Source organism: Carboxylicivirga litoralis, assembly GCF_025499605.1.
In the GTDB taxonomy this organism is placed as follows: domain Bacteria; phylum Bacteroidota; class Bacteroidia; order Bacteroidales; family Marinilabiliaceae; genus Carboxylicivirga; species Carboxylicivirga litoralis.
The window spans coordinates 207968-225404 of record NZ_JAFMVC010000003.1; the positions used below are offsets into that span (position 1 = coordinate 207968).

Here is a 17437-nt window from a genome sequence, read left to right on the forward strand (position 1 = left end):
CACCAAGTTCAATAGCTTGGTGCCTTTTGTTGTTTATAATAATTGTCAAAAAACAATTGGGTATTAGTGAAAATTAATTTGTATTTCTTTCTTCTGGAAAAGTAGATTAGAGCAGTATTTATCTTCAAACGTTTTAAGCGAATTATCTAATTCTGGAGACAAACGCGATAACGATTTACGAATAATTGATTTCGGAATGTGCTTATAATAAGCTTGTGCTACAGCGCCTGCTATGCCAGCTAACGTATTACTTGGTCCATCAAGCCAGATAGCTCGCCGAATGGCTTCTTCGAAACTTTCGGAAGTCAGTACAGCCATAATTGCACATGGAACAGGTGATTGGTATTTTTCGGTTAAACTACAATCCTTTGATAATGTTTCAGGTAGCTGGTATCCCATTTTAGTAACCAGAAAATCTCGTATTTGCGTTTTTTTATGACCTGTTTTGGCCAGGTAAATAGCTCCGCAAAGTGCTTGAGAAGCTTTTACTTTAGCTTCATCAGGGTGTGTGATGGTGGTTGCTTTTTGAGCTTCGTTCAGGGCTTCATCTAATGATTGTGCGGCAAAGCCAATAGGGCTAACTCTTCGCGCAGCACCATCGCCAGTGCTATGGTATGTTTCATTTATTTTATTGGATAAGGCCCATTCCAAAAATTGCGGTTGATAACCGGCTCTGGGGTATGCACGTGTCCATTCTTTTAAAGTATCGCAGTAGGGTTTACCTTTTAAAATTGCATCTGCTGTTGAGATGGTTAATACAGTATCGTCGGTATAAGCCGAGAATGGTTTTAATAGTTGAAAATTTATTGCCGGTTGTGGCGAATCGATAAAAGCCGAGCCTATGATATCGCCTACAATTGCTCCTCTCATATGTAATTCGTTAGGTGTTGGAGTGGTAAAAATAGTGTTTACATCGTGGCTTATGATATCATCGACTTTATCTTATGGTTAATGTATGGTTAATGGTGATAAACGAATCGATTTATTTGACTAATTGCTGGATTATTTCGGTCTGTAAGCTTGATTTTACTAGATTATTTCACGTGCTTATATATCAGTAAGCTGTAAAAATGGGAGAACGACTAAAATATATCATCTGGCTCGTTGTTGCAACATTATCAATTCTGTTGATTTGGTATTTTAGAGCTGTTGTATCTTTTTTGATTGTATCGGCTGTTTTGTCGTTAGTTGCTCGCCCCATCTTTGATATTATCAAAAAAATCAGGATACGAAAGTGGCATCCATCAAATACCTTAGGAGCCTTAATAACAGTTTTGACTTTATGGGTTTTTATACTGTTTTTTTTTCGAGTGAGTGTGCCGTTTATTGTAAAGGAAGTTCACTTCTTATCTAATGTCGATCTCGACGCTGTGTTCGACACGGCTGAACGGTTACTGGGCTCATTAATTAGCCCTTTAAAACAAACAGAGTTTGGCAAGGCAGGGCTTGAAGTGGTGCAAGATCAGATTAAAGAAACAGCTCTAACATTCTTCGATTTTTCTCGCTTACGTGATTTGGCTGCCTCTCTGGCAAGCTTCCTTGGTGGAGTTTTTATATTCGCTTTTAGCGTTTCGTTTATTACATTTTTCTTTTTAAAAGAAGAATGGCTGATCGTACAAGGACTACTGCTATTTATACCAAACCAGTATGAGGAAGGTATTAAGCATGCTTTGGCATCTATTAAAACACTGCTTCGTCGTTATTTTATTGGTATCATCATTCAGATAACGCTAATCAGTTTATTTGTTACCCTGGGATTGGCGTTGGTAGGTATGGAACTTCAGCATGCTGTTATCATCGGTTTGTTTGCCGGTTTTGTTAATGTTATTCCTTACATGGGACCATTGATTGGGGCATTCTTTGGTTTTTTGGTCGCTCTGGTTGTTTATGTACAAATGCCAGTAGCGCCCGACTTTCTGCCATATATGTTTGGTGTTTTTATTGTCTTTCTAATTGTACAGCTCTTGGACAATATTATTTTTCAGCCTTTTATTTTTTCGGCCAGTGTGCGTGCTCATCCGCTTGAAATATTCATTCTAATTCTGGCCGCTGGCTATATGTCTGGTATAATAGGTATGTTTTTAGCTATTCCTGTTTACACTATTATTCGGGTGATTGCCAAGGAATTTTTCTTTAATTATAAGTTGGTGCAAAAACTTACTGAAAAAATAAGAGAATAAAAGGTCTCAAATAATATGATTATCCACTAAACAATTTTACCACTGAATCGTTATCAATGTTTGAAGACTGAAGTGTTAAAAAATAACAATAAAGTTTAAAAAGGATTTGAGGAGCGCAGGGCGTTAAATTCCTCTTTAAGTATTCTCAATGATAAATATTGGCAAATTATGGTAGAGACTTTATCCAGGTCCCATGGAAAAAAAATCTTAAATTTTTTCGCGTTGTTCTTTATGCTGCAGTTTTTTGCGGGCATAGCAACAATGCATGCAAAAGGTAATGGACCTGAACCAGATGTTAAAGTTGGAGAGCGACTTTTTTATGGTTTAATTCCGACCGGTGACGGTTCAAATTCTTGTGTGTCTTGTCACACGATGTATTCAGCTGATACTATGAATTGGAACCCCTCGGCTGTTGAAATGGCTAAAGTGGCTGCAGAAATGGATCTGGCAACCTTTAAAGAACATTTACTAACACCTTCGGGTGCAATGCGCGAAAAAGTGCATGTTAAGTATCAGTTGGATGATGAACAACTTTTTCATTTGCAGGGTTATTTAAAGCAATTGGCAGATACGGGTATCGAAGATGAGCCTTTATCTATTAATAAACTTTTAATCTTCTTGCTTTTTGGTGGTTTAATGACTTTTGCACTGGTGGACTTATTTTTCACCAAGAAGATTCCTTACAAAGCAATTCATGTTTTGATTATCATTTTTGGTCTTGCATTTCAGCTAAAGATTGTCGCACATGAGACCATTGATCTTGGGCGTAGTGAAGGTTATATGCCCGACCAGCCAATCAAATTCTCCCATAAGGTACATGCTGGCGATAATAAAATCGATTGTTTGTATTGTCACTCCAATGCCGATGAAGGCAAGTCAGCGGGGCTTCCAAGTGCCGGTTTATGTATGAATTGTCATCAGGTGGTGCGAAATGGTTCTCACTCAGGACAGTTCGAAATTGCCAAGGTGGTGGATGCCTACGAGAACAATAAAGACATTGAATGGGTGCGCATTCATAACTTACCCGATCATGTATTCTTCAGCCATGCACAACATGTTAACGTGGGAAAACGGGAGTGTCAGGAGTGTCACGGTGCCGTGGAAGAAATGCACATTCTTAAGCAGGAGCATGATTTGTCGATGGGCTGGTGTCTCGATTGTCATAAAGAAACCAATGTGAATTTTAAAGGAAACGACTATTACAAAACCTTCGAAGCTTTACATAAAGACTTGGCTGAAGGTGTTCGAGACTCTATTCAGGCAGCTGATATTGGCGCTAACGATTGTATGAAATGTCACCATTAATAAATAAAGAGATTTAACCCCGATAGCTATCGGGGCAAATAAAAGATACAAGACGTAAAATAATCTTGATACCATTGTCTTGAGTCTTAATACTAAAAAAAGTAATATGAAAGAATACTGGAGAAGCCTTGAAGACTTATTGCCTGCTGAAGAAGCTCCGCAAGAGAAAAAGTCTTCGGTGGTACTTTCTGATACAGATTCGTCTAAAAATACCCGACGTGACTTTTTAAAGTATTTCGGTTTCAGTATTGCATCGGCAGCCGTATTAGCTGGATGTGAACGACCTGTCAAGAAAGCCATCCCCTATTTGATACAACCTGAGGAAGTAAAGCCCGGAACAGCTAATTATTACGCATCAACCTTTTACGATGGAGCCGAAATGGTGCCAATCCTTGTTAAAGTGCGCGATGGCCGACCTATAAAAATAGAAGGAAATGACCTTTGCCAGATGACGGGTGGTTCTGCTTCGGCACGTGTGCAGGCTTCCTTATTAAATTTATATGATGAGTCGCGTCCGGCGCAGCCTACATTAGACGGCAACCCCATTCGATGGGAAGATGTGGATGCGCAATTAACCGAGACCTTAACCAACTGGGATGCCTCCAAAGAATTTGTCATTGTCACTTCAAGTGTTATCAGCCCTTCGACCAAAAAGCTGATCGCTGATTTTATCGCTAAGTACCCGTTTGTGGTTCACGAAACCTTTGATGCTTATTCGTATTCGGCTTTACGCGAAGCTTATAAACAAGGTTTTGGAGAAGCCATTCTACCATCGTTCCGATTTGATAAAGCGAAGTTGGTGGTTGGATTCAATGCTGATTTCCTGGGAACCTGGTTACAGCCAACAGTTTTTGGTCGTCAGTATGCAGCGGCTCGAAAATTAACTGGAGGGCAGCGCGAAATGATGCGTCATATTCAGTTTGAACCAATCATGACTTTAACCGGCTCTAATGCAGATGAGCGGGTACCAATGCCGGCAGTTGACGAAGCGTATTACCTCGCTGCTCTGTATTCCGAATTAGCACAAAAGGTGGGACTCAGTGTTCCGGCGGTGAAAGCACCTGAAGCCATTGCGAAAGTGGCTGATGAGTTGGCAGCTGCCAAAGGGCAATCGTTGGTGGTTTCCGGTACCAATAATATTGATATCCAAACCCTGGTGGTTGAAATCAATCATTTGCTACAAAATATTGGGCAGACGGTTTTGGTTGATCAACCTGTTAATTTATATCAGGGCAACGACAAAGCTTACGAGGCTTTATTGACGCGCATGGAATCTGACAAGGTTGGTGCCGTTCTATTCTGGGAAACCAATCCGGTGTATCATGCGCCACTTCAGGGTCGAACAGAGGAAGCCATTAAGAAAGTGCCGCTTCGCATCGCCGTTCAATCGCAACAAACCGAAACAGCCTTGTTTTGTAATTATCAGTTGCCGGCGCCACATTTTTTGGAGCGCTGGGATGATACGGAGTTAGTCAAAGGCGTTTACACCCTAATGCAGCCCGCTATTCGACCGTTGTTTAAAACGCGTACTGCACAAGAGAATCTGATGGCCTGGGCTGGTTTCGACGGAACTTATTACGATTACCTTAAACTCTTCTGGAAAGAGAATATTTATACCGCTGAATTAGCTAAAGGTAAGCAGTTTGAAACCTTTTGGAAAGTGAGCCTGCGCGATGGTATTGTGGCCGACGCTGGCAAGGCTTCTGAAAGTGTTAGTTATATTGGAGCTGATGTGGCGTCTGTTCTTAAGGTCAATAGTACCAGTCAATCGGGCAACGACCTCGAACTGGTATTGTATCAGAATGTACCTGTGGGCGATGGCACATTGGCCAATAATCCTTGGTTACAAGAGTTACCCGAACCTGTTTCCCGCGTTTGCTGGGACAACTATGTGTCGGTTTCACCTGCTTTTGCTGCGCTCCGCGGATGGACACAAGGCGATGTGGTGGAGGTCAATGGTGTTGAACTGCCTGTGTTAGTTCAGCCTGGTCAGGGACGCAACACGTTGGCTGTTGCTGTTGGTTACGGGCGCTCCAATGCAGGGCGCGTGGCCAGCGATTTGGGTCAAAATGTGTATCCTTTTGTTACCTTAAACAATGGGCATCGTTCTTATCTAGTGCCAAAAGTAGAGGCCACTGCAACCAGTTCAACATATGAGTTGGCGGCCACACAGTCGCACCACTCGATGGAAGGCCGCGCTTTAGTGCGGGAGACAACCATTGCCGAGTACCTGGAAAATCCGGCATCAGGCAACGAGATGCACGAAAAAGTTGAAAAACTACATACCTCTTTATATCACGAGCATGAGTACAAAGGCCATCATTGGGGAATGGTGATTGACCTGAATTCGTGTATTGGCTGTAATGCCTGTGTGGTCGCTTGCTCGGCTGAAAACAATGTGCCTGTGGTTGGACGCAACGAAGTACGTCGTTCACATGAGATGCACTGGATTCGTTTAGACCGCTATTATTCAGGTGATACAGATAATCCGGAGGTAGTTCGCCAACCGGTGATGTGTCAGCATTGCGATAATGCACCTTGTGAAAACGTGTGTCCTGTAGCGGCTACTAACCATAGCTCCGAAGGTATCAACCAGATGGCTTATAACCGTTGTATCGGGACACGTTATTGTAATAACAACTGTCCGTATAAGGTGCGTCGATTCAACTGGTACGATTATACAGGAGCTGATACCATTCCTAATAATCGTGTTGATGTGGCAGGTATGACTTTGGATCTGAAACGCATGGTGTTGAATCCTGATGTAACGGTTCGTGCCAAGGGGGTGATTGAAAAATGCTCGATGTGTATTCAGCGTATTCAGGATAAGAAACTGACTGCCAAGAAAGATGGTCGCCAGTTGGCGGATGGTGAAATTAAAACGGCATGTCAGCAAACCTGCCCGACCGATGCCATCACTTTTGGCGATATGAATGATCCAAACAGCAAAGTATCTCAATTATTGAAGGATGCTCGTCAATATGGATTGTTAGAAGAGTTGCACACCTTGCCATCAGTGGTCTACCTATCGAAAGTAAGAAATAAAGACAAAAATAAAACGCTAAGCTAATGTACGTATCACCAGTAAGAGAGCCGCTCATTAGCGGAGAAAAAAGCTACACAAAAGTTACCGAGGATATATACGCCCCGATGACCGGTAAGCCTGGCAAACTATGGTTTGGTGGCTTAACACTAGCATTGATTGCACTGGGATTCGGACTGTTCTCCATCTTTATCACCGTATGGGATGGAATTGGAACCTGGGGGTTGGACAGAACCATCGGTTGGGGATGGGGCATCACCAACTTTGTATGGTGGGTAGGTATTGGTCACGCCGGTACTTTTATCTCAGCCATCCTGTTATTGTTCCGCCAGAAATGGCGTACCTCCATTAACCGCAGCGCTGAGGCCATGACCATTTTTGCTGTAATGTGTGCCGGTTTGTTCCCCTTGATTCACATGGGACGATTGCCTTTGGGGTTCTTTATCTTTCCCTATCCAAACACACGCGATGTATGGGTGAACTTTAACTCGCCCTTGTTATGGGATGTGTTTGCTATCTCAACCTATTTGACCGTTTCATTATTGTTTTGGTACATGGGTTTGATTCCGGATATCGGCACCATTCGCGACCGCCTGAAGGAAGGTATTAAAAAGAAAATCTATTGGTTCCTGAGCTTTGGGTGGACAGGTTCAGCCCGTCACTGGGCTCGTCACGAATCCATGAGTTTAATATTGGCCGGATTGGCTGCTCCTCTTGTTTTGTCGGTGCACACCATCGTAAGTTTTGACTTTGCTACCTCGGTGATACCTGGCTGGCACACCACTATCTTCCCGCCCTACTTTGTGTCGGGTGCGGTATTCTCAGGTTTTGCCATGGTATTAACGCTGATGATCATTACACGCAAGGCCATCAACCTGGAAGATTATATTACCAAGTCGCATTTGGAATCGATGAATAAGATTATCATCGCCACCGGATCGATTGTTGGTATAGCTTACATTACCGAGCTGTTTATTGCCTGGTACTCAGGTGTGGTTTACGAGCAGTATGCTTTTGTTAACCGGGCATTCGGACCTTATTGGTGGGCCTACTGGATTATGATGACCTGTAATGTGATTACGCCGCAGCTATTCTGGTTTAAAAAGATACGCCGCAGCTTCGCCGCCACCTTCGTTATTTCCATTTTTGTGAATATTGGTATGTGGTTTGAACGCTTCGTTATTATCGTCACGTCACTGCATCGCGACTTCCTGCCATCGAGCTGGAGCATGTATTCACCAACATGGGTAGAAGTTGGTATCTATATTGGAACCTTCGGATTATTCTTTACCCTGTTCTTCTTGTTTATTCGTTTCTTCCCTGTGATAGCTATCGCCGAGGTGAAGAGCGTCTTAAAAACATCAACCGAAAAGTTTATTAAGAAAGGAAAGTAATTATGGCAGAGAAAGCTTTTGTTTCAGGTTATTATCTGGATGATAAGGATTTGGTTGATGGAATCAAGGCCTTACAGGAAAAAAATATTGAGATTGCCGATGTGCGCACGCCTTTCCCGGTTCATGGACTGGACAAGGTGTTGAAGATGCGTCGTTCGCGCTTACCCCGTGCCGGATTTATTGCAGGCGTGGTTGGGGCCGCTATTGGTTTTGGTTTTCAGGCCTGGGTTTTTACCGAAGCCTGGCCCTTGAACTTTGGCGGTAAACCCTATTTATCGGTGCCTTCATTTATACCAGTAACATTTGAGTTGACCGTGTTGATGGCTGCTTTTGCGCTGGTGTTTGGTTTTCTGATTAGCAGTAAGCTGGGGCCGGGGGCCGATACTATTATATTCGATGAAGAAGTGACCAACGACCGTTTTCAGATTTTGCTTGAAGTAAAGGGAGGCAACAGTGAAGCGCTTCAATCCGAATTACAGGCAGCTGGTGCTGAAGGGGTGAAACATCATGAAGTTTAAATAAGATATAAGTAACAAGACAAACGACACAAGACTTTTATGTTTTAAAATCTTGATACTTGATACTCGAATCTTGATACTAATTATTTGAAATATGTATAAGTCATTTGAATTTTCAAAAAAGATAAAATCCTTTTTAATCGCGATGATGGTCATTGGTGCAGTGTTAGCCGTGGCTGGCGTGGCGATGAATTTGGACCATACACATCGAATCTGGGCTAATGTGTTGCTTAATGGCTTTTTCTTTATTGCCATTGCCATGAGTGCCGGATTCTTTGTCATTGTGCACGTGCTGGGCGAATCAGGTTGGCACACTGCGGTGCAGCGCATTCCCGAAGCCATGTCCATGTATGTGCCAGTTGGTGGTGTGTTGATGCTATTGGTGTTGGTGGGCATGCACGATATTTATCACTGGAGTCATACTGAGCATCTGGATGAGATTCTGCAAGGGAAAGCCCCTTACCTCAATCCAATATTCTTTAGTATCCGGACAGTCGCTTATATCGTCATTTGGAGTTTATTGGTTATTTGGTTCCGTAAAACATCGCTTAAAACGGATAGCAATGATGATATCCGATTATTCAATAAACAACGGACTATTGCTGGTATATTCATAGTTATCTTCGCAGTAACAAGTTCTACATCGGCCTGGGACTGGATTATGTCCATTGATTCGCATTGGTTCAGTACATTGTTCGGCTGGTACATGTTCATTAGTACGTTTGTGTCTGCGGTAGCGATTATCATCGTTCTCTTGTTTGTGCTAAAGCGCATGGGCTATATGGAACATGTTAACGACGAACATTTACACGATTTAGGAAAGTACCTGTTTGGATTCAGTATTTTTTGGGCCTACCTCTGGGTGTCGCAATACCTGCTAATCTGGTACAGTAATATCCCCGAAGAAACCATCTATTATGTGAAGCGCATCCAGGACTTTGAAGCGTTGTTTTATGGTAATGTCATCATTAACTTCCTGGCGCCATTCCTTATTCTGATGGCGCGTGGCACCAAACGCCGGTTAAACTGGTTGATTGCCGCCGCCGCCATTGTATTTATTGGTCACTGGATTGATGTGTATTTAGCCATTATGCCTGGTGCAATAGGCCATGCCGAGTTTGGTATACTGGAAATTGGCATGACTGTTTTAGTAGCTGGTATTTTCTTGTATGTTTTCTTTACGAACTTTGCCAAAGCGCCTGTTGTTCCTGAAAACCATCCATTCTTTAAAGAGAGTTTTGATTATGACAATATTCGATAAAACGTATTTACGACCGATTAAATACCTGGGTTTATCAGCCGTGTTGCTGGTATTGGTTACAAGTTGTGATAAGAATAGAAACAAGCCAGGGTATAGTTATTTTCCTGATATGGAGCAATCGCAGGCTTACGAGACCTATACCTCAAACCCTAACTGGGAGAATGGCCGTACTAATCAGTTGCCGGTTGAAGGCACGGTGCCTCGTGAAATGATACCGTATGATTTTGAAAAAACAGATGTGAACCGAACCTGGGCAGGTCAGGAGCTGGACAATCCTTATGCTGGTGATGCTTCTGTTTTAGATGAAGGTAAGCAACTGTATGATATTTACTGTTTGCATTGTCATGGTGACATGGGCGATGGTAAAGGGCATTTATATACCTCACAAAAATACTTGTATTTGCCTGCCGATTTAAATTCAGAAAAGATAAGGACCAACCCGGATGGCGAAATTTTCCAGGTGATAACTGTTGGTTATGGTGTAATGGGCGCTCACGGTGCTCAAATATTACCGGATGAACGTTGGAAAATTGTGTCATACATCCGTGAGGAATTGCATACAAAAGCCGATGAAGCTGCTCAAAAAGCTGCAGCGGAAGCTAGTGCTGAAACTGATGTGAGCGAAGATGTTGCAGAAACAGTGACTGATGAAGAAAAGTCATAACTAAAATTGACTCTAAAAGAAAGCCCAATTGATTAAATTTCAATTGGGCTTTTCTTTTTCTCCTGCTATACCCTGTCTCCCTTATTGAGCCATTAGCTCAAAACGTTCATCATTGGCTTCTATAAAGCCTTTGTCAGCTTCTTTATTAGTAGTTATAAGTTTTGGACGCATGGCTAATGCATTCTCTAATTTGATGCGGTATCCATTTTTAAATGACATAATATGTGCCTGCTCAAAGCCCATATGTTGCATAATAGTCAGAAATTCCTGGGCTTCTTCATAGTCAATGAATTCGCCTAAAGTAAATTGGTTGATACTGTCGTAAGTATCTTGTTTCAAACCCAACATGTTGTCTTTGTAGGCACTCAAATCTAAATCTTTATAAGCACCAATTTGAATGGCAAATAAAATGCCATCATAATCATCTTTAGGCAGTGCTGCCTTATGCGTGTTATAGGTAATCTTTTCCAGAGAATCAATGTTGATTGCTTTTTCGATGTAAACCGTATCCACCAATGGCATTAATTGACTGGAAGTTTGCTGGCCAGGTATGCTTATAAATCCTTGCAGGAATAAGATTGAGAATAAGGCTAAAGAAAAAACAGATGTGAAATAAAACCACAGGCGCAAATTACCAATTTTGGTTGTTTGTTTTTGTGATATTTCCCGTTGTCGGGATAATTCATTGTTTAATTCGTCCACACGAAGCTGCAGCTTGTGCTCAGGTGATGTATTTTCCGGTAACGACATTATTTGGGTATTTAATGTTGTTACGAATTTAAACGATTGTTACAACGATGTAAATGATTGAATGCTAATATTAACTAACAAGATATTAACAGGATGAGAATTGTTGATTTGCAGATTCGTTAATTTGTTGAGTCGACTCCGAAAGGATGTCATCTTTAATTGTGTTCTGCCCAAGAAAGATGACATCCGTATTTCTTGAGGATAAAACGAAATTTGGAACCCCAAACGCTAAACTGGGAAACCGGCTTTTTCAAATACTTCCAATATGGATGGATAAGTGCTTTGGTACACTTTCGTCAAGTCTTTTTCCTTCATCCATTCAGCCGAAGCTATGTTTTCCTCAGTTTGTGGAATAGGTTGCTCAAAGCCAAAATAATCCATAAAAAACCAGGCTGTTTCTTTCAGATAATGCACTCCCTTTTGTTCGTATGTATGAAAGGTGGAAAGTAGTGGGTGGCGAATCACGAGATTGTCTAAACCGCATTCTTCTTCCACTTCACGAATGGCTGTTTTCCGGAATGTTTCACCTGGCTCGCACTTGCCTTTGGGTAAGTCATAAACGCCTAATCGGTGGATGACAAGAAATTCATTATTAGGATTAACAACTAAGCCACCCGCTGCAGTTATAAATTTATAGCACTTCTTTAGCGCATCCAGTAAAAAATCTTTCTTACGACCATAGACATATCCTGCCTTTAAATGTTCGTTTTGCTCAAAGGTTTCGATAAATTGTTGCAACTCATGATGAGAAGTATACTTGTGCAGGGCATCAAAGTTTTCGGAGAGGTCTGAAGTCAGATTATCAGTCAAAAAAAGAGTTCTATCCTTGAAAAAAACTTTATACATTTGCGGTATGGAAAAATTAGCGGAAATTGTAGCCAAACAGCTGTTGCAAATTAAGGCAATTAAATTGCAACCTGCAAACCCGTTTACATGGGCATCGGGGTGGAACTCACCTATCTATTGTGATAATCGTAAAACGCTTTCGTACCCTGAAGTACGCGACTTTATCAAGTTGGAATTTGCGCGTTTAGTATTGGAAAAATATCCTGAAGTAGACGTGGTTGCCGGTGTGGCAACAGGTGCTATTGCTCAGGGCGCTTTGGTGGCTGACTCCATCAACAAGCCTTTTATTTATGTGCGTTCGGCAGCTAAAGGTCATGGTTTAACCAACCTGATTGAAGGTGATTTAAAACCTGGACAAAAAGTAGTGGTGATTGAGGATTTGATTTCGACAGGTGGCAGTAGTTTGAAAGCTGTTGAAGCCATTCGCGAAGCCGGTGCCGAAGTGTTGGGTATGTTGGCCATTTTTACTTATGGATTTCCTGTAGCTACTGAAGCATTTGAGAAAGTCGGTGTTGAGTTGACAACATTAAGTTCTTACCAGGAAATGATTCCTTTTGCCAGCGAATCAGGTTATGTTTCAGCCGAAGATGTAGCCACGCTTCAGGAATGGCGCAAAGACCCGGCCAGCTGGAAGAAATGATGAAGCTTATAGCTGATAGCTTCTGGCTGCCAGCTTAAAATATTAATTCTGAGCAGGTCTTCATTTAGACTTGCTCTTTTTTTCTTAAAGTTCTGTAAATAGTCTTGTGTCTATTGTCTTAAATCTAATATCTATAATTTATGACAACTTTTGAAAGCGATATAAAGAAAGCCGCTTACCCGGCTGAAACCATGTTTAATTTTTTATCGGACTTCGACCATTTTGGCGAAGTGATTCCCAAGGATAAAATCAACAACTGGCAATCGTTTGGCGATAGCTGCCGTTTTTCCATTGACCCGGTTGGTGAAGTTGGTTTGCGCATTGTGGATAAAGAATCGCCTAAAGTGATTAAATACACGGCCGAAGGTAAAACACCGTTCAACTTCTTTTTATGGATTCAACTGGTTGAAAAGGCCGAAGACGATACACGTGTGAAGCTGACCATCAAAGCCGATATGAATCCGATGATTAAAATGATGGCCAGCAAACCCGTCAAAAAGTTTCTGGAAGTATTAAGCGATGCCATAGCTAATCATCAGTATTAAAAGATGGTCGTAAGCTGTCAGCTTGCCTCGACAACTTTCGGAGCTGATGGCTTGTAGTAATGTTTATTTGTTAAACTGATAAAACTGTCAAACTGTTTGTAGTTAATTACTTATTCTGAAGGGGGTAAATCCAAACCCAGAACCCGAAACCCAGAACTCACCTCGCATATCTCTTCTCTAAACACACTCTGCGCCTCAGTGTCTCCGTGTTTAGTTTTAGCATTCATCCTTTACTTCTTACCTCTTCTGACTCAAATCACAAAACTAACCTCCTTAAATGCATATTCCCGTTGTTTGCCACTTTTATCCACTAAAGTCAACAAGCCCATTTCGTTGATGGTATCTATGCATGCTTCAAATTCACCCTTTTCATCTCTAAATGCATGGTAGCCATTTTTTCGGTATATGGCATTAAAGTAGTCGTTATTAATCAAGTCCAGTCGGTTGATTTCCAATTGGTGATAGCGTTGTTCAATGTTTTCAAGTAATTGCTCAAGAACTAATTCAAGGTTAAAATCCTTGCTCGTTAGTTGTTTAAGCGAAATAGGATTCGGAGCATCTGATGTAAAATGCTCCTGACTAACATTAAGTCCGATACCGGCAATGCAATAATCCAGCTGTGAACCCAAAATCGAGTTTTCGATTAAAATGCCACATATTTTTGAATCATTGACATAAATATCGTTGGGCCATTTAATGCAAGCCTCTATCTCAGCCACTTGCTTAATCGTATCAACAATGGCTAAAGAAATAATTTTGGAAATATAAAATTGGAGGTGAGGTTCCAAAAATGTTGGTCTCAACAATAAGCTAAAGGTCAGATTCTTGTTTAATTCGCTTTCCCAACCATTGCCTACCTGTCCTCGTCCTGCTGTTTGATGAGGTGTGATAACCACACTATATTCGGGTAGTTTTTTTTCGTTAAGAAGCCTTTTTAGCTCAGTATTGGTGGATTCCAGTTCAGGATAAACTAAAAACGCTGGAGCAGAATATGTCATCATTACAGTTTATTGTGAAAAATTGGCAGCTAAAGCGGCTCTTTGTCTATTTGGCAAAAATAGGTGTTTAAAATTTTTTAAAAGTAGTATCTTTGAGCAAAAGTATGCCTTTGGGTGTTTTCTTTGTAAAACGCGTGTAACCTATAGCTGGTATGCTTTTAATCCAAACAATATAACTGCAAACAAAGCAACAGATAAGAGACGATTGCGAATGAATGAAGAGAATTACTCTGCAAAACAATTAGCAGATGCCATTGTTGAAGGAATTCAGGAGAAGAAGGGCACAAATATTGCTATCTTGGATTTGTCGAAATTAGATAACACTATCTGTCAGTATTTTGTGATTTGTGAAGGCGAAAGTACAACGCAAGTTGATGCCATTGCTGATGGAGTTGAAGAGTATGTACGAAAGCAACTGGGGGATAAGCCGAATCACGTTGAAGGTAAAGAAAATGCACTTTGGGTGCTGCTCGATTATTTTGATGTGGTGGTTCATGTTTTTCATAAAGAAGAGCGTGGCTTTTATAACCTCGAAGGGCTGTGGGCCGATGCCAAACGTACTGATATAGAAAACCTATTTTAACTAGAAAGTAAACAGATGTCAAACGAAAAACCAAATACACCGGGCAACGATAAAGAAAAGTCGAAGTTTCCGAAGTTCAATCTTTATTGGGCCTATGGTTTAATTGCTGTTGCATTGATTTTGGTCAGCCGAATGGATTTTGGACAAGGACCGCATAAAATATCATACAGCGAGTTTAAGAAGGAGATTTTGACGGGTGGGGATATTAAGAACATATTTGTCGTTCGAAATGAAGGTGTTGCCGAGGTAACCATTAAAGAAGAACAACTGGACAAGTATAAGCATCTCTTTAATGAAAATCTGACGAACTCAGGACCATCTGCTGAAGGACCGCATTTTACATTTAAGTATTCAAGTTTAGATAAACTTGATGAGGCTTTAGAATTAGCAGAAGAAGAGACTGGAAGCGATATACCGGTAGAGCTTGATGACAGAACAGATTTTTTGGGTGATTTCTTTACCTTCATGTGGCCTTTACTTTTGTTAATAGCCATTTGGGTATTCATTTTCCGTCGTATGGGAGCTCAAGGCGGTGCTGGTGGTGCCGGTAATATCTTTAATGTAGGTAAATCAAAGGCTCAAATGTTTGATAAGGAGTCAAATATCAATGTGAATTTTAAAGATGTAGCTGGCCTGGTTGAAGCCAAACAGGAGTTAGAAGAGATTGTTTCTTTCTTAAAGAAGCCTGAAAAGTATACCAATCTTGGTGGTAAAATTCCAAAAGGTGCCTTACTTGTGGGACCTCCGGGGACTGGTAAAACATTATTGGCGAAAGCCGTTGCAGGTGAGGCCAACGTGCCATTTTTTAGTATGTCAGGTTCCGATTTTGTGGAGATGTTTGTTGGTGTAGGCGCCAGCCGAGTGCGTGATTTATTTAAGAAAGCCAAAGAAAAATCACCTTGTATTGTTTTTATCGATGAGATTGATGCCATTGGCCGCGCTCGTGGTAAGAGTCCTAACATGGGTGCTAACGATGAACGTGAAAATACGCTTAACCAGCTCTTAACTGAGATGGACGGTTTTGGAACCAATAGTGGTGTTATCATTTTAGCTGCTACCAACCGAGCTGATATTCTGGATCGTGCCTTGATGCGTGCTGGTCGTTTTGACCGTCAGATTCAAGTGGAATTACCTGATTTGAAAGAACGTAAGGCTATTTTTGAAGTTCACCTGCGTCCATTGAAATTAAATGAGGATGTGGAGAGTGATTTCCTGGCCAAGCAAACACCAGGTTTCTCAGGTGCAGATATTGCCAATGTATGTAATGAAGCGGCCCTAATTGCGGCTCGTAACGATAAAAAGATTGTTGAGAAAGAAGATTTCTTAAGTGCGGTTGACCGTATCGTTGGTGGATTAGAGAAGAAAAACAAAATTATTTCTAAAGACGAGAAAAAGGCTATTGCTTATCACGAAGCCGGTCATGCTACCATAAGTTGGTTGTTAGAACATGCTCATCCTTTGGTAAAAGTAACCATTGTGCCGCGTGGGAAAGCGTTAGGTGCTGCCTGGTATCTTCCCGAGGAGCGTCAGTTGACTACCACAGAGCAGATTTTGGACGAAATGTGTTCAACATTAGGTGGTCGGGCTGCTGAAGAAATCATGTTTGGTAAGATTAGTACCGGGGCTTTAAACGATTTAGAGAAAGTGACGAAGCAGGCCTATGCCATGGTATCGTATTATGGGATGAGTGACAAAGTTGGTAACATCAGTTATTATGATTCATCAGGTCAGTCTGATTATTCGTTTAGCAAACCTTATAGTGAGAAAACAGCTGAGTTAATGGATCAAGAAGTTGGCTTGATTGTTGATGAGCAGTACAAACGAGCAAAGCAAATTTTGGTTGAAAACCATGAAAAGCACACTAAGCTAGCTGAATTATTACTTGAGCGTGAAGTGATTTTTAGCGAAGATCTGGAGAAGATTTTTGGTAAAAGGAAGTTATCGGAACATGTTATTGAAGAAGAAGTAGAGGAAGATAAGAAAGAGGTGTCAGCAGAAGCTAATCAACCAGAAGAGAAAAAAAGTGAAGAAAGTTCATCGGAAGAGAATGGACAAGACGCATAAAGATAAATCAGATAAAGCACGAGAGCGGATTCTAAGTCGTTTAAAAGGTGCTTGTGAAAATACGAACGGACTAACTCCAGATGCGAGTTGGTCCGTTCGTGTTTTTCCGCAACCAATGAATTTATTAGAAACCTTTATTGAAGAGTTTAAAAAGGTGAGCGGGCATGTGTTTGTTTGTGAAGATACAATGGAGCTTGCGCAAACGCTTGATGAATTACGAGCAAAGAATGCATGGAAGTATATCTTTTGCGTTGATGATGAATTAAAAACAATGCTAAATGGCAATTTTCCTCTAATAGATAAAAGTGACTTTGTGAATGTCGAAGTAAGCATTACCCGATGTGAGTATCTGATTGCACGCTCAGGTTCTGTATTAGTTAGTTCGGCCCAGCAATCAGGACGACGTGCTAATGTGTTTCCTCCGATACATGTTGTTATTGCCAGACAAAATCAACTGGTGCCTTTTCTTGAAGATGCCATTCATCAATTCAAAGAAAAGTATAGTGAAGATTTACCTTCGCAAGCCACGGTAATAACAGGACCAAGTAGGACCGCCGATATTGAAAAAACACTGGTAATGGGAGCCCATGGACCCAAAGAATTGTTTGTGTTAATTCACAAATAAAGGTGATTTTCTTTTTTAGCA

Annotated in this window: 16 protein-coding genes; 12 read left to right on the forward strand and 4 right to left on the reverse strand. The window is 41.3% G+C overall.

The window, feature by feature from the left end; all coding sequences use genetic code 11:
• Window positions 1-63: 63 nt before the first annotated feature.
• On the reverse strand, window positions 64-870 hold the full coding sequence (locus J1N10_RS04650; protein ID WP_262325508.1) for an ADP-ribosylglycohydrolase family protein: 807 nt from the start codon (window positions 868-870) through the stop codon (window positions 64-66).
• 200 nt (window positions 871-1070) lie between these two features.
• Here J1N10_RS04650 and J1N10_RS04655 point away from each other — a divergent pair, with 200 nt between their 5' ends.
• The 7 genes from J1N10_RS04655 (at window position 1071) to J1N10_RS04685 (ending at window position 10365) form a co-directional block, all read left to right on the forward strand.
• A complete protein-coding gene (locus J1N10_RS04655) occupies window positions 1071-2180 on the forward strand; it encodes an AI-2E family transporter (RefSeq protein ID WP_262325509.1) in 1110 nt (369 codons plus the stop codon).
• 390 nt (window positions 2181-2570) lie between these two features.
• Window positions 2571-3485: a cytochrome c3 family protein gene (locus J1N10_RS04660; RefSeq protein WP_262325510.1), complete on the forward strand. Its 915-nt coding sequence runs from the start codon at window positions 2571-2573 to the stop codon at window positions 3483-3485.
• A gap of 106 nt (window positions 3486-3591) precedes the next feature.
• Window positions 3592-6555 (forward strand): Fe-S-cluster-containing hydrogenase, encoded by a 2964-nt coding sequence (locus J1N10_RS04665; protein ID WP_262325511.1) that lies wholly within the window; start codon window positions 3592-3594, stop codon window positions 6553-6555.
• A complete protein-coding gene (nrfD, locus tag J1N10_RS04670; protein WP_262325512.1) occupies window positions 6555-7922 on the forward strand; it encodes an NrfD/PsrC family molybdoenzyme membrane anchor subunit in 1368 nt (455 codons plus the stop codon). The genes J1N10_RS04665 and nrfD overlap by 1 nt, the downstream gene beginning before the upstream one ends.
• Before the next feature lie 2 nt (window positions 7923-7924).
• Window positions 7925-8440, forward strand: coding sequence for a DUF3341 domain-containing protein (locus J1N10_RS04675; RefSeq protein ID WP_262325513.1), 516 nt, complete (start codon window positions 7925-7927; stop codon window positions 8438-8440).
• A gap of 94 nt (window positions 8441-8534) precedes the next feature.
• Window positions 8535-9701 (forward strand): envelope fusion protein, encoded by a 1167-nt coding sequence (locus J1N10_RS04680; protein WP_262325514.1) that lies wholly within the window; start codon window positions 8535-8537, stop codon window positions 9699-9701.
• Window positions 9685-10365 carry a c-type cytochrome gene (locus J1N10_RS04685; protein WP_262325515.1) on the forward strand — a complete coding sequence of 227 codons (681 nt, stop codon included), beginning with the start codon at window positions 9685-9687 and terminating at the stop codon, window positions 10363-10365. Before J1N10_RS04680 ends, J1N10_RS04685 begins: the two co-directional genes overlap by 17 nt.
• 81 nt (window positions 10366-10446) lie before the next feature.
• On the opposite strand, the gene J1N10_RS04690 is transcribed toward J1N10_RS04685, so the two are convergent.
• Window positions 10447-11115: a hypothetical protein gene (locus tag J1N10_RS04690; protein WP_262325516.1), complete on the reverse strand. Its 669-nt coding sequence runs from the start codon at window positions 11113-11115 to the stop codon at window positions 10447-10449.
• Between the two features lie 228 nt (window positions 11116-11343).
• On the reverse strand, window positions 11344-11925 hold the full coding sequence (locus J1N10_RS04695) for an NUDIX hydrolase (RefSeq protein ID WP_262325517.1): 582 nt from the start codon (window positions 11923-11925) through the stop codon (window positions 11344-11346).
• 43 nt (window positions 11926-11968) lie between these two features.
• Here J1N10_RS04695 and pyrE point away from each other — a divergent pair, with 43 nt between their 5' ends.
• Both pyrE and J1N10_RS04705 read left to right on the forward strand, forming a co-directional pair.
• Window positions 11969-12601 (forward strand): orotate phosphoribosyltransferase, encoded by a 633-nt coding sequence (gene pyrE, locus J1N10_RS04700; RefSeq protein ID WP_262325518.1) that lies wholly within the window; start codon window positions 11969-11971, stop codon window positions 12599-12601.
• 140 nt (window positions 12602-12741) lie between these two features.
• The gene (locus J1N10_RS04705; RefSeq protein WP_262325519.1) at window positions 12742-13146 is read left to right on the forward strand and encodes an SRPBCC family protein; all 405 of its coding nucleotides are present in this window, start codon (window positions 12742-12744) and stop codon (window positions 13144-13146) included.
• A 251-nt stretch (window positions 13147-13397) separates the two neighbouring features.
• Here the strand turns inward: J1N10_RS04705 and J1N10_RS04710 are convergent, their stop codons facing one another.
• Window positions 13398-14147: a biotin--[acetyl-CoA-carboxylase] ligase gene (locus tag J1N10_RS04710; RefSeq protein WP_262325520.1), complete on the reverse strand. Its 750-nt coding sequence runs from the start codon at window positions 14145-14147 to the stop codon at window positions 13398-13400.
• Between the two features lie 208 nt (window positions 14148-14355).
• Between J1N10_RS04710 and rsfS the strand changes: the two genes are divergently transcribed.
• Genes rsfS through J1N10_RS04725 form a run of 3 tightly spaced genes read left to right on the forward strand, consistent with a single transcriptional unit; the run spans window position 14356 to window position 17416 of the window.
• Window positions 14356-14727 carry a ribosome silencing factor gene (gene rsfS, locus J1N10_RS04715; RefSeq protein ID WP_262325521.1) on the forward strand — a complete coding sequence of 124 codons (372 nt, stop codon included), beginning with the start codon at window positions 14356-14358 and terminating at the stop codon, window positions 14725-14727.
• Between the two features lie 15 nt (window positions 14728-14742).
• Window positions 14743-16791, forward strand: a complete 2049-nt coding sequence (ftsH, locus tag J1N10_RS04720) for an ATP-dependent zinc metalloprotease FtsH (RefSeq protein ID WP_262325522.1) — start codon at window positions 14743-14745, stop codon at window positions 16789-16791.
• The gene (locus J1N10_RS04725; protein WP_262325523.1) at window positions 16775-17416 is read left to right on the forward strand and encodes a LutC/YkgG family protein; all 642 of its coding nucleotides are present in this window, start codon (window positions 16775-16777) and stop codon (window positions 17414-17416) included. The genes ftsH and J1N10_RS04725 overlap by 17 nt, the downstream gene beginning before the upstream one ends.
• Window positions 17417-17437 lie beyond the last annotated feature (21 nt).

Bases quoted from the DNA above. Each gene is read 5' to 3' on its own strand.
- J1N10_RS04690 (WP_262325516.1), bottom strand. From the start codon at position 11,115: ATGTCGTTACCGGAAAATACATCACCTGAGCACAAGCTGCAGCTTCGT.
- J1N10_RS04655 (WP_262325509.1), top strand. From the start codon at position 1,071: ATGGGAGAACGACTAAAATATATCATCTGGCTCGTTGTTGCAACATTA.
- J1N10_RS04685 (WP_262325515.1), top strand. From the start codon at position 9,685: ATGACAATATTCGATAAAACGTATTTACGACCGATTAAATACCTGGGT.
- J1N10_RS04675 (WP_262325513.1), top strand. From the start codon at position 7,925: ATGGCAGAGAAAGCTTTTGTTTCAGGTTATTATCTGGATGATAAGGAT.
- J1N10_RS04650 (WP_262325508.1), bottom strand. From the start codon at position 870: ATGAGAGGAGCAATTGTAGGCGATATCATAGGCTCGGCTTTTATCGAT.
- nrfD (WP_262325512.1), top strand. From the start codon at position 6,555: ATGTACGTATCACCAGTAAGAGAGCCGCTCATTAGCGGAGAAAAAAGC.
- J1N10_RS04710 (WP_262325520.1), bottom strand. From the start codon at position 14,147: ATGATGACATATTCTGCTCCAGCGTTTTTAGTTTATCCTGAACTGGAA.
- J1N10_RS04665 (WP_262325511.1), top strand. From the start codon at position 3,592: ATGAAAGAATACTGGAGAAGCCTTGAAGACTTATTGCCTGCTGAAGAA.
- rsfS (WP_262325521.1), top strand. From the start codon at position 14,356: ATGAATGAAGAGAATTACTCTGCAAAACAATTAGCAGATGCCATTGTT.
- J1N10_RS04660 (WP_262325510.1), top strand. From the start codon at position 2,571: ATGAATTGGAACCCCTCGGCTGTTGAAATGGCTAAAGTGGCTGCAGAA.
- ftsH (WP_262325522.1), top strand. From the start codon at position 14,743: ATGTCAAACGAAAAACCAAATACACCGGGCAACGATAAAGAAAAGTCG.
- pyrE (WP_262325518.1), top strand. From the start codon at position 11,969: ATGGAAAAATTAGCGGAAATTGTAGCCAAACAGCTGTTGCAAATTAAG.
- J1N10_RS04725 (WP_262325523.1), top strand. From the start codon at position 16,775: ATGGACAAGACGCATAAAGATAAATCAGATAAAGCACGAGAGCGGATT.
- J1N10_RS04680 (WP_262325514.1), top strand. From the start codon at position 8,535: ATGTATAAGTCATTTGAATTTTCAAAAAAGATAAAATCCTTTTTAATC.
- J1N10_RS04705 (WP_262325519.1), top strand. From the start codon at position 12,742: ATGACAACTTTTGAAAGCGATATAAAGAAAGCCGCTTACCCGGCTGAA.